Annotated in this window: 10 protein-coding genes and 1 pseudogene; 6 read left to right on the top strand and 5 right to left on the bottom strand. The window is 43.2% G+C overall.

Going from position 1 to position 15,298, the window contains the following annotated elements; translation table 11 throughout:
- Nucleotides 1-38 precede the first annotated feature (38 nt).
- Nucleotides 39-1,590, bottom strand: a pseudogene (locus NSTCB13_RS07310) (sensor histidine kinase).
- A 198-nt stretch (nt 1,591-1,788) separates the two neighbouring features.
- A complete protein-coding gene (locus NSTCB13_RS07305) occupies nt 1,789-3,501 on the bottom strand; it encodes an ATP-binding protein (protein ID WP_448271817.1) in 1,713 nt (570 codons plus the stop codon).
- Between the two features lie 222 nt (nt 3,502-3,723).
- On the opposite strand from NSTCB13_RS07305, the gene NSTCB13_RS07300 reads away from it, so the two are divergent.
- The 4 genes from NSTCB13_RS07300 (at nt 3,724) to NSTCB13_RS07285 (ending at nt 8,334) form a co-directional block, all read left to right on the top strand.
- On the top strand, nt 3,724-4,542 hold the full coding sequence (locus tag NSTCB13_RS07300) for an SDR family oxidoreductase (protein WP_445628955.1): 819 nt from the start codon (nt 3,724-3,726) through the stop codon (nt 4,540-4,542).
- 588 nt (nt 4,543-5,130) lie between these two features.
- Complete coding sequence (dnaK, locus tag NSTCB13_RS07295; protein ID WP_445628954.1) at nt 5,131-7,059, top strand: molecular chaperone DnaK; 1,929 nt, start codon at nt 5,131-5,133, stop codon at nt 7,057-7,059.
- A gap of 252 nt (nt 7,060-7,311) precedes the next feature.
- Complete coding sequence (locus NSTCB13_RS07290; RefSeq protein WP_448271816.1) at nt 7,312-7,971, top strand: acetoacetate decarboxylase family protein; 660 nt, start codon at nt 7,312-7,314, stop codon at nt 7,969-7,971.
- 204 nt (nt 7,972-8,175) lie between these two features.
- Nucleotides 8,176-8,334, top strand: coding sequence for a hypothetical protein (locus NSTCB13_RS07285; protein ID WP_448271815.1), 159 nt, complete (start codon nt 8,176-8,178; stop codon nt 8,332-8,334).
- Here the strand turns inward: NSTCB13_RS07285 and NSTCB13_RS07280 are convergent.
- Nucleotides 8,331-10,211, bottom strand: coding sequence for an ABC transporter ATP-binding protein (locus NSTCB13_RS07280; protein ID WP_445628952.1), 1,881 nt, complete (start codon nt 10,209-10,211; stop codon nt 8,331-8,333). The genes NSTCB13_RS07285 and NSTCB13_RS07280 overlap by 4 nt on opposite strands.
- 576 nt (nt 10,212-10,787) lie before the next feature.
- Between NSTCB13_RS07280 and NSTCB13_RS07275 the strand changes: the two genes are divergently transcribed.
- Both NSTCB13_RS07275 and NSTCB13_RS07270 read left to right on the top strand, forming a co-directional pair.
- The gene (locus NSTCB13_RS07275; RefSeq protein ID WP_448271814.1) at nt 10,788-11,810 is read left to right on the top strand and encodes a tetratricopeptide repeat protein; all 1,023 of its coding nucleotides are present in this window, start codon (nt 10,788-10,790) and stop codon (nt 11,808-11,810) included.
- 128 nt (nt 11,811-11,938) lie between these two features.
- A complete protein-coding gene (locus NSTCB13_RS07270; protein ID WP_448271812.1) occupies nt 11,939-12,952 on the top strand; it encodes a zinc-dependent alcohol dehydrogenase family protein in 1,014 nt (337 codons plus the stop codon).
- Between the two features lie 180 nt (nt 12,953-13,132).
- Here the strand turns inward: NSTCB13_RS07270 and NSTCB13_RS07265 are convergent, their stop codons facing one another.
- Together NSTCB13_RS07265 and NSTCB13_RS07260 are read right to left on the bottom strand one after the other, a co-directional pair.
- The gene (locus NSTCB13_RS07265) at nt 13,133-13,804 is read right to left on the bottom strand and encodes a glutathione S-transferase family protein (RefSeq protein WP_448271811.1); all 672 of its coding nucleotides are present in this window, start codon (nt 13,802-13,804) and stop codon (nt 13,133-13,135) included.
- 275 nt (nt 13,805-14,079) lie between these two features.
- Complete coding sequence (locus NSTCB13_RS07260; RefSeq protein WP_448271810.1) at nt 14,080-15,207, bottom strand: aryl-sulfate sulfotransferase; 1,128 nt, start codon at nt 15,205-15,207, stop codon at nt 14,080-14,082.
- Nucleotides 15,208-15,298 lie beyond the last annotated feature (91 nt).

The raw sequence follows: 15,298 nt of genomic DNA, 5'->3' as shown, positions 1-15,298 counted from the left end.
ACAAAATTTTCACAATCTCATTTAGGATGGCTATATCTCTAATTCGTGACTATCGATTTCTGTTTATTGTTAACTTCTAAAGGCAAGAAAATCGTCATCACTTCCCCATAATGTGGACGCTGGCGCACAATTAGTTTGCCACCGATCGCCTGAAACAAATGCTTGGTTGCAGCGATATTCAAACTAATCGTACCTGTTTCTGGTTGAAACATCAGCAGTTGACCTAAAGCTTTGCGAATTGGTGGCGTTGCAGGTATGGTGGCTTTATTTGAATCTTTGCACCTCAATTGTGGCGATAACTGTAACTTCAGTTGATCTCCTGCGGGGATAACTTGTACTTGAATATGGCTGCCAGCAGGTAAGCTGCGAGTAAAATTTTCCATCAAACCAGTGAGAACCCGATCCAGCATGGTGGGATTGCTCACTACTGTTGGTAGTTGCTGGGGTAAAACAACATTCAAAGTTAAATTCCGCCGATGTGCTGCTTGTTCCCAACGGGGAATGCTCTGCTGCAACACTTGATCTAAAGACATCGGTGTGAGTTGAGTTTTTGACGATTTTGCTGAGGCAGTAGTTTCTAGTTCTGCGGCCTTAAACAGCAATTCCATACGGTCAATTTGCTCGGTACACTCGTGATCGATAATTTTTAAGCGATCGATCGCGCTAGCATCTAAATCTCGCCGCTTCAACAGCAGACGAGTCATGGTGCGAATAGTTGTTAAAGGTGTGCGGACTTCGTGAGCAAAAGCTTGGAGCAATTCTACATCAGGATTTGAGGATTGGACATTCGGCATCGCTTCGGCTTTGCTCAGAGCAAGTGAGCATTGAGGATTGGAGAAAACTCTTCTCCCCTGCTCCTCTGCTCCTCTGCTCCCACTTCGGCTACGCTCAGTGACCCACCTGCTCCCCTGCTTCTTCCCCAGTCCCTAGTAAACAGTCTTTAGTCTCTTCTGGTTCTGTTAATTCCTGAAGCAATAACTGACTAAAGTGAATCATCATGCGGTAGTCTGGTGCTACCGGAGAATACTGTTCTACTAATGCGTCCAAGCGCCCGAAAAATTCTGGATTAGCCAGCATTACCCGTGCCCCTAGCGATCGCCAAGCCTGCTGCACTATCTCTGGCTCAAAAGAAAATGAAAAAGTTTTTTTACCGTTTTTGTGGGTTGTTAAAACTAGTACTAATCTGAATTTATCTGTAAAAACCAAGCAAAACTGTTCTGCTCCAAGCGGATCGGCAGGTAGTAAAGGAAGTACCGATTCATTGAGAGTAATTTCTTCATTGACAGACGCAATTGCACCTGGCATCTGAAATGGCATCAGTGCCAAAGGGTTAAATGGTTTTGCTGTAAAAGTTACTGTTTGTAAACTTTGAGTTAATTTTGGTTGACTAAACAAGGGTGCTGGTGCAGCTAAAACTAATCCTTGGGTTGTGTCAACTGAAGGGTCTGCTAAAGTATTTAATAGCAAATGTTCTGTCGCTGCGAGGCTGATACGCCACTGCTGCTCTGCTTTAGCAGGTGAACATTCTGCCACACTTGATTGATTTTGGGCCAAGATTTCGCTCAGGCTTGGCAATATCCATTGGTACACAGGCTTTCACCCCTTAATTCAAGAGCGACTAACAGCGTCTAGGTTAGACATTTCACTACTATCTAAGAGGTTATAGCTATTTGTATACTGATGACAGTGGTAGAACCGAACAATTCAGGGGCAATTACCCTCTAACTGCGATGTCTATGACGGGCTATGCTTACGCACTTAGAGGCTGAAAAACATTGGCACTGACTTTTACCGATAGGTGTGGCGATCGCAAATTGATGATTGTGCTGGTTTCCCTACTCGAATTGGGATTGTAATTACAAACTCTGCACCTTGTCCCGGTGATGAAATACATTGCAAAGATCCACCATGCTTGTCAGTAATTATCTGGTAACTTATTGATAAACCCATACCAGTCCCCCTCCCAACTGGTTTCGTTGTGAAAAAAGGATCAAATAAACGCGACTGGATTTCTTCTGGAATTCCTACTCCATTATCAGCAATCCGAATAATTACATTTTCATTTACCTGTTCAGACGAAATGCGAATCAAGGGATTTGGACAAAGTTCTTTTGGGAAACAATCTTCTAAGGCATCAATTGCATTTGTTAAGATGTTCATAAATACCTGATTCATTTGCCCTGCAAAACACTGGATTTGAGGTATTTCACCATATTCTTTAACCACTTGAATTTCAGGGCGATTATTTTGTGCCTTGAGTCGGTGTTGTAAAATTAACAGAGTACTGTCGATTCCTTCATGCAGATCGGCCGTTTTGAACTCAGCTTCATCCAAACGAGAGAAAATTCGGAGACTGAGAACAATTTCCCGAATGCGTTTAGCCCCCATCTTCATTGAGGTTAACATTTTAGGCAAATCTTCTGTTAGGTACTCAATATCTGCTTCTTCGTTAGCATTTTTGATTTCTGGCTCTGGGTTAGGATAGTGATTTTGATAAAGCTTAATTAACAGCAGCAACTGTTGAGTGTAATCATCAGTGTGTTGCAAGTTGCCGTAGATAAAATTAACTGGATTGTTGATTTCATGGGCAACTCCCGCCACTAGTTGACCCAGACTCGACATTTTTTCCGATTGAATTAATTGAATTTGGGTTTTTTTCAGGTCTTTGAGAACTTGCTGAAGTTCTGCTTCTGTCTGTAAGCGCTCCCTAATTTCGTCTCGTAATTGTTCGTTAGCATTGACCAACTCATCTCTAGAATATTGGAGATCGTCTGCCATTTTGTTGAACGAGGTAGCTAACTCGCCAATCTCATCCTGGGAGCGAATATTAACTCTGGTATCCAGCTTACCTTTAGCCAGATTCATCACAGCTTCCTGAAGTTGCTTAATCGGTTTTGAGATGCTTCTGGAGAGCAGATAACCTACTACTAGTGCAGAGATGCCACATCCCAAACTAATAAACGACGTGACAACAATATTTTTATGGGCTGTTGCTAGTGCTGCTTTATAAAGTGGTGTATATTCCAAAATTACTGCACCCATTGTTTCACCGTTGCTAGTTTTAAAAGGAACGGCAATCAATTGAATTCCATTTGGGTATTCAGGACTGGACTCAATATAAGTTCTGGGTACACCATCGTGAATAGTTTTACCAACTTCATTATTGCGATCGTGGTCTAATCGCGTACCGATATCTTCCGTAACTACATCTGCTAGAATGATTTTATTGCGGTCTACAATCTCCAAATCGCGCTGACGTTGCTTGTGTAGCGATTGAACATGCTCTTGCAGTTGGGCTAGCATCCGATCTTGCGATCGCATTTTGTGGTTTTCAAGCTCATGGCTGACGAAATATCCCAGTAGTCCAGCAACTTCTTCGGCCTCTTGTTGAGCAAGATATTTAGCTATATTCAATTGTTGATTAGCACTAATCGCACCAATTATTCCTGAGAGAATAGCCATTCCTAGAATACCTAAAATTAATTTTTGACTAATTTTCATTGCTTGCTCAAAACCTCAAGTGCTGACTACTGTGCTAATTCAGTTCTAGGGAATTTGCCCTTTTCCTAAAATTCCCACTTATCAACCTGAAAGCGACAGAGTCAATAACCATTAGCAAAATCTTCAATCTCGTTCTATTTTGGCGATGTGGTTAGGCGTAGCTCATCGTAGACATCGCATTTTTTTTAGTAGATTAACAATAGACTATCTCAAGGGCACTTTATGACTTCTTTTGATTCAGCTAAAGATTTGGTACTAGTTGCTGGTGCTACAGGTGGAGTCGGGCAATTAGTAGTAGGCAAGTTACTCGAAAAGGGTTTAAAAGTTCGCGTTCTGACACGCAATGCTGCAAAAGCTGAAGAGATGTTTAACCAAAAAGTGGAAATTGCCGTTGGTGACATCCGTCAGCCAGCTACACTGCCAGCAGCAATGCCAGGTGTTACCCACATCATAAATTGTACCGGAACCACTGCCTTTCCCTCTGCGCGATGGGAGTTTGACGAAACCCCGAACTTGATTGAATGGGGAATTATTTTCTTTAATCCCAAATCTAGTGAAGCAAAAGCAAAGAATAGTCCGACAAAGATTGATGCTCAAGGTGTCAGCAATCTAGTAACAGCAGCACCCCAGAATTTGAAGCGATTCGTTTTCATCTCTTCTTGTGGAATTCTCCGTAAAAATCAGTTTCCTTTTAGTATTCTTAATAGTTTTGGCGTGTTGGATGCCAAACAAAAAGGCGAAGAGTCCATTATTAATTCAGGATTACCCTACACCATTATCCGCCCAGGACGCCTTATTGACGGCCCCTATACCTCATACGACCTCAACACCCTCCTGAAGGCAAAAACTGGGGGTAAATACGGTGTGGTCATAGGCACTGGTGATACGCTTTCGGGTGATGCCAGCCGGATTGACGTTGCAAACGCTTGTGTAGAATGCCTTTTTCAGCCAAATAGCTCTAGGAAAATTTTTGAAATAGTCAACCAAGGACAAAGACCGCCTGTGATTGACTGGGAAACTCTTTTTTCTGAGATTGAGTAACTACTGAGTGATTAGTGCTGAGTGCTGAGTGCTGAGTGATGAGTGATGAGTGATGAGTGGTGAGTGCTGAGTTAGGAGTTATTATTTCTCCCCTGCTCCCACTTCGGCTACGCTCAGCGATCACCTGCTCCCCCGGTTACTGAGCGCAGTCGAAGTATGCTCCCCTGCTCCCCTGCCCCTCTGCCTCTTTTCAATGCCCCATACCCAATCCCCAACCCTTACTGCTTCTATAGTTTATTGCCTCAAAAGACGGCAAACACCACTCGGACGTTACGGTTCACCCTAATTACTGAAAGTATTAATTCTTCTACATTAGACAGAGTGAAGACAAATTAATCCATGAACCAACTAAAAACAAAATTTAGTTAGTTTAACCGTCCCAAGCAAGGTTCGGGAAACCACCCTTCATGGACTGGCTACCACTAAGCTTCAGTATATATATCAGCATAGTCTGGAGTTTTAACCCCAGGAAAGCCAAATTAAAGGTATTCATGCTGAACTGGCTGATTTCTTGACCCTGTTGGTTCAAAATTTAGTGCTTTATATTCTCATTCATTCATTTGTAGTTATACGGAGCCAGCACCTAAAATGGCAAAAGTAGTTGGAATTGACTTAGGAACAACGAACTCCTGCGTAGCAGTGATGGAAGGTGGTAAACCCACAGTAATTGCTAATGCTGAAGGTTTTCGGACAACGCCATCAGTAGTTGCGTTTGCGAAAAATGGCGATCGCTTGGTTGGTCAAATCGCCAAACGTCAAGCGGTAATGAACCCCGAAAACACGTTTTACTCTGTCAAGCGCTTTATTGGACGCCGCTTTGACGAAGTTACAAAGGAGACTACTGAAGTTTCTTATAAAGTCCTGAGTAGCGGCGGCAATGTCAAGCTAGACTCTCCAGGCGCTGGTAAGCAATTTGCTCCAGAAGAAATTTCTGCACAAGTTCTCCGCAAACTGGTTGAAGATGCCAGCAAATACCTGGGTGAAACTGTAACCCAAGCTGTCATCACTGTTCCTGCATACTTCAATGACTCGCAACGGCAAGCAACAAAAGACGCAGGGAAAATTGCCGGGATTGAAGTTCTGCGGATTATCAACGAGCCTACCGCTGCTTCTCTGGCTTATGGATTTGACAAGAAGAGTAACGAAACCATCCTAGTATTTGACCTTGGTGGTGGTACTTTCGACGTATCCGTGCTGGAAGTAGGAGACGGAGTTTTTGAAGTACTAGCTACATCTGGTGATACCCACCTTGGTGGTGACGACTTTGACAAAAAAATAGTTGATTTCTTAGCTGAGAAGTTCAAGAAAGCCGAAGGTATTGACCTGCGGAAAGACAAGCAAGCTTTACAACGTCTAACGGAAGCCGCAGAAAAAGCGAAAATTGAGCTTTCTAGTGTCAGCCAAGCAGAAATTAACCTACCATTTATCACCGCTACCCAGGATGGGCCCAAGCACCTGGATACAACCCTGACTCGCGCTCAGTTTGAAGAACTTTGTTCTGACTTAATCGACCGTTGCCGTATTCCTGTGGAAAACGCCCTTCGGGATGCCAAGTTAAACAAAGGCGATATTGATGAAGTGGTGTTAGTTGGTGGTTCTACACGGATTCCCGCAGTCCAACAGATTGTGAAGCAGGTATTGGGTAAAGACCCCAATCAAAGCGTGAACCCTGATGAAGTTGTAGCAGTTGGTGCAGCCATTCAAGCCGGAGTACTGGCTGGTGATGTAACTGGCATCTTGTTGTTAGACGTGACACCCCTATCTTTGGGTGTGGAAACATTGGGCGGCGTGATGACCAAAATTATCCCCCGCAACACCACAATTCCCACCAAGAAATCGGAAGTCTTCTCCACTGCTGTGGATGGACAAACCAACGTAGAAATTCACGTCCTCCAAGGTGAACGCGAATTCTCTAACGATAACAAGAGTTTGGGAACCTTCCGCCTTGATGGTATTCCTCCTGCACCACGTGGCGTTCCTCAAATTGAAGTGGTGTTCGATATTGACGCTAACGGTATCCTTAACGTCACCGCTAAGGACAAAGGTACTGGTAAAGAACAGTCCATCAGCATAACTGGCGCTTCTACCCTGGATAAAAATGACGTTGACCGCATGGTAAGAGAAGCTGAACAAAATGCTTCATCTGACAAAGAACGGCGTGAGAAGATTGAACGCAAGAACCAAGCCGACTCCTTAGCATACCAAGCTGAAAAGCAGTTACAAGAATTGGGCGATAAAGTTCCCGATGCTGACAAGACTAAAGTCGAAGGTTTGGTGAAAGAATTGCGCGAAGCAGTTGCTAAAGAAGACGATGAGCAAATCAAAAAGCTCACCCCAGAATTGCAACAAGCGTTATTCGCTGTTGGTAGCAACATCTATCAACAAGCTGGTGCTAGTGCCAGTGCTGGCGCTGGTGCCGGTGCTACATCTGGTGGCGAACCTCAAGATAGTAGCAGTTCCTCTAGTTCTAGTAACGGCGACGATGTGATTGACGCTGATTTTACAGAGAGCAAATAATTCCTCTACTTTCTTTTGAGAAGATTGTTTTGTTCGACCTCATATTACCCATTCAGGCAAATGCCTGGGTGGGGATTTTTTTTCAGGAGTTAGAGGTTAGAAGTTAGGAGTTTGGAGTTTGGAGTTTGGAGTTAGAGTAGAACTAATATTGGTAACTCTCGATCTTAATTCTTAACTTTATTCCTAACTCCTCACTGTCAACTCCTAACTCTCTTTATTCCTAACTCCTCACTCTCAACTCCTAACTTCCTTATGTCATATCCACAAGCACCTTGGATACTCCAAGGTTATGCCATCCAAACTCTGCATTTGGTAAATATTGACCAAGTGCGCCCTTTAATTCCCTTAGAGTTAGAAATTATTTCTGTATGGCCTGGTAAAACCCTTGGTAGCGTGTATTTATCTAATTACGGGTCAGGCTCAGTATTGGAGTATAGTGAGTTAATTGTTGTCCCAGCTTTGGTTAATTACCAGAAGAAAATCGGCGCTTGGGTTTCCCATATTTATGTAGATAATGCTGATTCGGTGGCTGGCGGTCGAGAAATTTGGGGGCTACCAAAGGAATTAGCTAAGTTTACCTGGGAACAAGGAAAGTATGTTACTGTGCATCAGGAAAATCGGAAGCTGTGTAGTCTTAACTATAATCAACAAAGCTTGGCATGGAGACAGTGGTTAAGTGCCTCTGCTTTCAGCGCCAAGGATAGTGATTTACTGATATTCCCTGCTGAAGTTGAGTCTGTGTTGGGTTTGATTGGTTCTAAGTTAGAAATCCCCGCCGAAAGTCCTTTCTTTGGAATAGGTTTAGGTCAACCTTGGTTAACTGTGCGTTGTGAACAGATGAGTTTGCGGGTCGATGCGCCAAGAGTGGTAGGTCAGATGGGTATGAATACTTCTCGCTTTGTGCATTTTTAATTCGGAATCGGGTTTTGGAAAAGGGAAAAGGGTAAGGGTTAAAGGTTTTTTCTTTCCTTTTTCTCTGAGCTTTTTACACTTAACCGAAATGGATTCTTAATAAAATTTAGTAATAGCAACGACCTATTTATACCAATTCAATTAATGATTGCAACACATCCTTGGTTGAAGACGTGATGAATCAGACGCGATGAATCAGACGCGATGAATCGCGTCTCTACAAATGATCTATTTGTCGCATTCTTTTTTCAAATTGGTATTATTTTGTGCGATCGCACTTTCAATAACAGTATCATTTTAGGCAATGCCTGCGGCGAACGTAGCGATCGCTCTTTTCCACTTTGGGATTATAAAATATCCTAACTCCCCAACATCTGCAAGTTATGTAAAGTGGCATAAAGCCCTCCTTGTTGCAGTAGTTGCTCGTGACTTCCCTGTTCGATTAATTCGCCACGCTTGAGAACAAAAATCCGGTCTACATTGCGAATCGTAGACAAGCGGTGAGCGATAATAATGGCAGTACGTCTATGCAAAAGCTGGTTTAATGCCTCTTGAACTGAAGCTTCTGTACCAACATCCAAACTAGCGGTAGCCTCATCTAGTACCAAAATTTGGGGATTGCGAATGGCAGCCCGCGCAAAGGCTAAAAGTTGCTTTTGACCACTAGAAATATTTGTGCCCCGTTCTCGAAGTTGAGTATCATAACCTTGGGGTAATTCTTCTATAAACTGGGCAATGTTGGTTTCTTCGGCTGCTTGTTGAATCTGCTCAATGGTGTAGCCATCTCCTAAAGAGATGTTGCTTTTAACATCGCCTGCAAACAAAAAGCCTTCTTGTAAAATTACTGCCATGTAGCGCCGCAGTTCTGCTTGGGGTACTTCCCGAATATCTACCCCATCTATGAGAATGCGTCCTTGGGTGGGTTCGTAAAGGCGGCACAAAAGACGGATGATCGAAGTTTTACCCGCACCTGTAGGGCCGACTAATGCCACTTTTTCACCAGGATGAATGGTAAAATCTAAGTCTTTAATTACGTAATCATCATTTTTGTAAGCAAACCAGACACGATCGAAGCGAATCTCTCCCAGTTCTGGGGGGGAAGTGAGGTCTGGGGATTCTAGATTAGCGACGATCTCATCTATGTAGCCAAATTTCGCATCAAATATTGAGAAGCGGACATTGGCGCGATCGCGAATTTCTATCGGTTCATCTAATATATCGCCTACGCGTTCAATGGCAGTAAAACCAGCTTGAATTACTGTAAATTTTTCCGCAAAAGCCCTTAAAGGGTCAAATAATCGCTGGGCATACAATACAAATGTCGATAAAGTCCCAAAAGTCAAGTTTTTTCCCAACAGCAACCACCCACCCACGCACAAAACACTTGCGATCGCAATCAGCCCAATCCATTCTAAGGTTGCTGAAACAAATGAATCATAAAAGATGGTTTTATCCATTTGCTGAATGTAGTTGTTGTTTGTCGCACGAAACAATTCGGCATTAAATTTTTCTCTACGGAACAACTGCACGACGTTAATCCCAAGCACATTTTCTTGTAGCTGTGAATTCATGATCGAAAGTTCTTCTCGCCCTTTGTAATTGGCTTTGCGGTACTGTTTTTGAATGTAAACAATTACCCAGCTAGTTGGTAACAGCATCAATATTAGCAAGCAAGAAAGTTGCCACTGGATGGAAAACATTAAACCCAAAGTCACCAGCATTAAAAACAAATCGGATATGATGCCAACTGCTCCAGTCGAAAAGACATCGCCTAACACTTCCACATCGCTGGTGATTCTGGTAATTAATTTACCTACGGGTGTGCGGTCAAAAAAGCGCACTGCTAGAGATGTTACATGCTGAAATAAGTCTTGGCGAATTGCGGCGGTGATTTGTTGCCCTAGCTTTTGGACTATATAACCTTGAAAACCTGTCAACAGCAATTGGATGCCGATCGCAATTACCAATAATCCCTCTAGGATATTCAGCCCTTGCGAGAAGGGACGATTCCGAAAAAATTCGTAAGTGCTGGGTTCATGACGAATCAGGGAGATTACTTGCCCAATCAAGAAAGGTTGTAAGGCATTAGCTAGTGCGAGCGGTACGAGTAGGCACATCGACAGCGCTAATAGCCGTCCGTTACGACGGGCATAAGGCACCAAACGCAAAAATAACCGCCAGTCATTTTCACGCCGACGATCTGGTGTATAAGATTTTTTCAGAGATTGGTAGATGCTCATAGTAAGAGCATTATATTAATGTTTGGAAAAAAACACGCTTGTTTAAAGTAGCGTTTATCTTCCTACTCTGATACCATGCCTGAGATAGAAACCGCAAGACTACTACTAAGACTCGATATTCCTCAAGATTTGGACGATCCCCTTTACATTTTGCAATCTTAAAAATATCAGTCTTCTACCCAGAAATGTTGCCACTGTTTAATTTAATTTGGCAAGAGTCTAAAAAAGCTTTTAGCTGATTATCTCCTTCCCAGTCTCAGACTGGGAATAATCTTCATTGAGGCTTTGCCTCCCAACTCGCGGCACCGCTAGGAGTAGCATTTCCAGCCAAAGGCTGAAAACGAGATTTTAAAAGGGTTTTGGCTTAAGTTTACACCAATGCACTTCTATGCGCCCCGACAGCATTTGTATTAATTGCTTCATAAATATTCCTGTAAGTATGAAAAAATAGCATACTTATCTATTTAAGTCTTATATCTAAAGATAGAAGATTGAGGTTAAAATTTGGGAAACCTAAGAGGGGTTCATTCCCAAGAGATGTTCTACCTACTTATCGCAGAATGCAACTGAGGTCAGATGACGCAACCTTTAAATCAAGTCAAAGAATGGGAACAACGTCGTGATGAAGCAAACCGCTACTACCAACGGGGGAAATTTCAAGAGTCTCTCGATCTTGCAACCAAAAATTTACACCTGGCTAGAGCAATTCCAGACCGAGCCAGAGAAGGTTATACATTAAACGATCTCGGTTTAGCTCACCTCAGTTGCTGGCAACCTCAAAGAGCATTAGAGCGTTTTCATCAGGCGCTTTCGGTTGCTATTGAAATTGGCAACACGGCAGCAGAAGCAACTGCACTTAGCAATCTGGGTTCTACCTACAGCCGTCTTGGACGCTTTTCGCAAGCGTTGGAATATTTTGACAAAGCACTGCCAATCTTTAGGCGATCGCAAGATACTCAAAGTGAAGTTTCTACTCTTAATGATGTCGCACTAATTTATACCCGCTTAGGAGAACCGAAACGCGCACTGTTGCTACAACACCAAATTTTGAGGATGCGGCGATTGTTAGGTGACTTTTCTGGTGAAGCAACAACGCTCAATGGTATTGGATTTGCCTACAATGTCTTAGGCAAGTTTGAGCAAGCACTAGAATTTTTTCAAGCAGCACTGCCAATTCAACGAGCCGTGAAAAATCTGCTTCAAGAAGCAACCACCTTGAACAATATTGCTTCTGTCTATCATGATTTAGGAAAACCGAAACAAGCGCTATTGCTCTACTATCAAGTTCTTTTGACACGTCGAGCAATTAGCGATCGCGCAGGTGAAGCAACAACCCTTCATAACATTGGTTTTACCTACAGCACCCTGGCAGAGCATCGCCAAGCAATGAAGTTCTACAAACAAGCTATTGGGATTTATCAAGAACTGGGCGATAATCTTGGAGAAATTTCAACTTTGCTGAATATGGGAAGTGTTTACGCCACCACAAAACGCAAAAAAATGGCGCGATCGTGCTATCAAAATGCCCAAGAGTTAGCAGAGCAAATTGAATATCAGCCACTTTTAGAAAAAGTACAGCAGTTCATAGATTCTCTGTAGCCTCCAGTTCCCTTTCTCCCAATATGGGAGAAGGGGTTAAGCGAGCAGTATTGCGTAGCACTTGCTACGTCTCTAGATTCTTTTTTACCCTAGCTACAATACCAAAGTTGTAGCTAGGGTAAGGACATATGAAAGCTTACGAAATTCAAAGCAACGCCGGGATTGATGTTTTGGCATTAGTCGATCGCCCCCAAGCAAAACCCGCAGCTGGACAAGTTCTGATTCAAGTCAAAGCAACATCCTTAAATTACCGCGATCTGCTGGTGATTGAAGGAGCTTACGGTTCTGGACAGAAATATCCGTTAATTCCCATGTCTGACGGTGCAGGAGAAGTAGTGGCGGTGGGAGAAGGTGTGACACGGGTGAAAATAGGCGATCGCGTCGCTGGTATTTTCTTTCAAGACTGGATTTATGGCTCTTTAACCAAAGAGAAAATGAAATCCGATTTGGGAGGTGGTATTGATGGAATGCTGGCTGAATATGTCTTATTACACCAAGATGGTTTAGTAATATTACCTGACCACTTATCCTATATTGAAGGCGCAACTTTACCCTGTGCAGCAGTCACAGCTTGGCACGGCCTAGTGACAAAAGGTAATATTGGTGCAGGTGATAGTGTTTTATTACTCGGTACTGGAGGAGTTTCAATTTTTGCTCTCCAGTTTGCCAAGATACATGGCGCTAGAGTGATTATTACTTCTAGCAGTGATGAGAAGTTGGCACGAGCGAAACAGCTTGGTGCTGACGAGACAATCAACTACAAAACAACACCAGATTGGGAAAAGCAAGTTTATCAATTAACCAATCGCACAGGTGTAGATCGTGTAGTTGAGGTAGGCGGTGCAGGTACTCTACCAAAATCCTTACAAGCAGTCCGCATTGGAGGACGTATTAGTTTGATTGGCGTATTGTCAGGAAGAGGAAGTGAAATTGACCCCATGCCAATACTTTTTAAGAGTTTAACAGTTCAGGGAATTTATGTCGGCAGTCGGGAAATGTTTGAGGCGATGAATCAGGCGATGCAACAGCATCAAATTAAACCAATTATCGATCGAGTTTTCCCCTTCAATGAAGCACGAGAGGCTTATCATTACCTCAAAAGTGCGGCTCACTTCGGTAAAGTCGTAATTTGTAATTCGTAATTTTCAAGAGTTTAATTCTATGTTTCAAGTGGGGTTTGAATTCCCAGTTGAAACATAGTTATATCAATTAGAAAAAAGAATGCGACAAATAGACCACTTGTAGAGACGCGATTCATCGCGTCTTTACTTTACCCAAGGATGTGTTGCAATCATTAATCCAATTGGTATTATAAATTACCTTTAAACAGCAGCGAGAGTAGGTGCAGCGAATTTAGCATATCGCTCGATGTAGAATTCTTTAGAGTGAGCGATCGCTTTCACAGATTCACGCTCTTTTAAAGCACGTTTCCATTGGCGTAGACGGGTAAATTGCTCTGGCACTCCAAAGCCGCGATACTGCTTCAGTGCAGCCCAACGCTCAAACCAAGGGAAGTAAGTGAAATCGACCAAACTAATAGATTCACCAAACCAGTAAGGGCCTTCTTTAGAAAGCTTTGCTAAACCTTCGTTTTCAATGAATTCCAGATGTTTAGATAGTTCCTGTTTCGCTTCTTCTTGTTTTTCGGGATCTGAACTCCGCAGCAGGGTAGAAAAAGCGGGAACGAATCTGGTATTAGCAAAATCGATCCAGATGCGAGCTTGTGCCCTATCAATGGGGTTGCTGGGTAACAATGGCGGATTGGGAAATACCTCATCAAGATATTCGTTAATTACCGCTGACTCCCAAACTCGGTTATCGCCGTGAGTTAGTGCAGGCACTTTTCCATAAGGGGAAACTTTGGTAAACCCTTCCGGTTTATTCTGCAAATCAATCTCAATCAAATCGAAGTCAATGCCCTTCTCTTGGAGTACCAAGCGGGTACGGTGAGCATAAGGACAAACAACTGCACTGTATACTTTGATTTGGGCCATGTTTAAGTACCTTGGTAAATTAGAACTTGTTAATCGCCATTGAGAATTGAATTTTCATCCAAAATCTCAAATTTTAAATGGGCATTGGGCGTTAGGAGTGCTGAGTGCTGTTAGCCATAGCGGGGCGTTTAGCCCGTGCTGAGTTAAGAGTAGAGACGCGATTAATCGCGTCTGTACAAGAGTTAGGAGTTAGGAGTTAGGAGTTTTGTTTATCTCCTTGTCCCCTTGTCCCCTCACTCCTTCACTCCCTCATCTCCCTGCCCCCCTGCCTCCCCCTACAGCCAGGGCACTTCTTCAGGTGCATAACGGAAGGCGCGGAAGACTGTATTTTGCTCTCCACGAGTTACCGGCGACTTCTCACCTGGAATATTCCGAGATGCAAAGTAGGGATTGATGTATTCCCAAACAATCTCTCCTGCAACTGTCACCTCGAATATTCGACCATAAGCACCTTCTGTAATTAAGGTATTGCCATTAGCTAAACGTTGCGCTCCTGATATGTATGCACTAAAGAAATTTTGGGGCGGGTTGTCGGTATACTCCCAAACTATTTCTTTGGTTTGACGGTTCACCTCAATCACACGGGAAAAATTGAGAGCGATGTTACGGCGATGTGCGCCATTGTCGAAAATCAAGATATTACCGTTAGCTAATTCGTTCGGGAAGTGCTGCTGTGCTAGCACGTCATCGCCTAGCGTCCAGATGATTTCTCCGGTTTTGCGATCGACAATGACAACTGTGGAGATATTACGAAAGCTCACTATAATGTTGCCATCAGCGAGTTCACCCACAGTATTCCCATGAGTCCATTCGTGTCGATGATCTTGGGGTGTAATCGTAAATATATCTGGATCGAGGTGTTCGTGGGCGTGCCAAGTCCAAACGATTTCACCTGCTGGAGTCACCTCATAAAGCACATCCGCATAGATATCACCATCTGGTTCTGTACCTGGTACGCCACCTTTGATTCGGGGAACCAAAGACTCAGGTATCTTTTCAATGGCGAGTAGAATTGTGTTGCCATTAGCTAGTCTGCGTCCATCATGATGATGATCTGGATGCTTATATTCCCAGATAATATTTCCCTTGGGATCTGCTTCTAAAACAACGCCACTTTTGAATGCAGCCCATAAAGCAAAACGTAGGGGTTCTTCTGGTGGAGTTTTACCATTATAAAAAAGGTTGCCATTGGGCAAAAGATAACCGTATAACCCTGGTGGATAAGGCAGATTCCACTGGTGTACTACTTCTCCTTCCAAGTTGAGAAGGTAGACTTCACCTTGACCTGTCAAAGGTGTGAAAAGTGTGTATCCTTTAAATACTTTTTCGGGATTGTAAGCTCTTAAACCAGTACCCCGACGACGAATAGTATTTTGGTCAACTAATGTTGCTGTAAAAGTCATATTTTACCGACTAAATATCTAGTTTTGAATCTAAGAATTGAGAGAGAGTACATGGCGCATCTTTACTTCTACTCTGTGAGAGCCAGAGGCT

The sequence above is a fragment of the Nostoc sp. DSM 114160 genome (assembly GCF_053470305.1).
This window is presented reverse-complemented; position numbering and strand designations above follow the sequence as displayed.

Bases quoted from the DNA above. Each gene is read 5' to 3' on its own strand.
- dnaK (WP_445628954.1), top strand. From the start codon at position 5,131: ATGGCAAAAGTAGTTGGAATTGACTTAGGAACAACGAACTCCTGCGTA.
- NSTCB13_RS07270 (WP_448271812.1), top strand. From the start codon at position 11,939: ATGAAAGCTTACGAAATTCAAAGCAACGCCGGGATTGATGTTTTGGCA.
- NSTCB13_RS07280 (WP_445628952.1), bottom strand. From the start codon at position 10,211: ATGAGCATCTACCAATCTCTGAAAAAATCTTATACACCAGATCGTCGG.
- NSTCB13_RS07285 (WP_448271815.1), top strand. From the start codon at position 8,176: ATGAATCGCGTCTCTACAAATGATCTATTTGTCGCATTCTTTTTTCAA.
- NSTCB13_RS07260 (WP_448271810.1), bottom strand. From the start codon at position 15,207: ATGACTTTTACAGCAACATTAGTTGACCAAAATACTATTCGTCGTCGG.
- NSTCB13_RS07290 (WP_448271816.1), top strand. From the start codon at position 7,312: ATGTCATATCCACAAGCACCTTGGATACTCCAAGGTTATGCCATCCAA.
- NSTCB13_RS07275 (WP_448271814.1), top strand. From the start codon at position 10,788: ATGACGCAACCTTTAAATCAAGTCAAAGAATGGGAACAACGTCGTGAT.
- NSTCB13_RS07305 (WP_448271817.1), bottom strand. From the start codon at position 3,501: ATGAAAATTAGTCAAAAATTAATTTTAGGTATTCTAGGAATGGCTATT.
- NSTCB13_RS07300 (WP_445628955.1), top strand. From the start codon at position 3,724: ATGACTTCTTTTGATTCAGCTAAAGATTTGGTACTAGTTGCTGGTGCT.
- NSTCB13_RS07265 (WP_448271811.1), bottom strand. From the start codon at position 13,804: ATGGCCCAAATCAAAGTATACAGTGCAGTTGTTTGTCCTTATGCTCAC.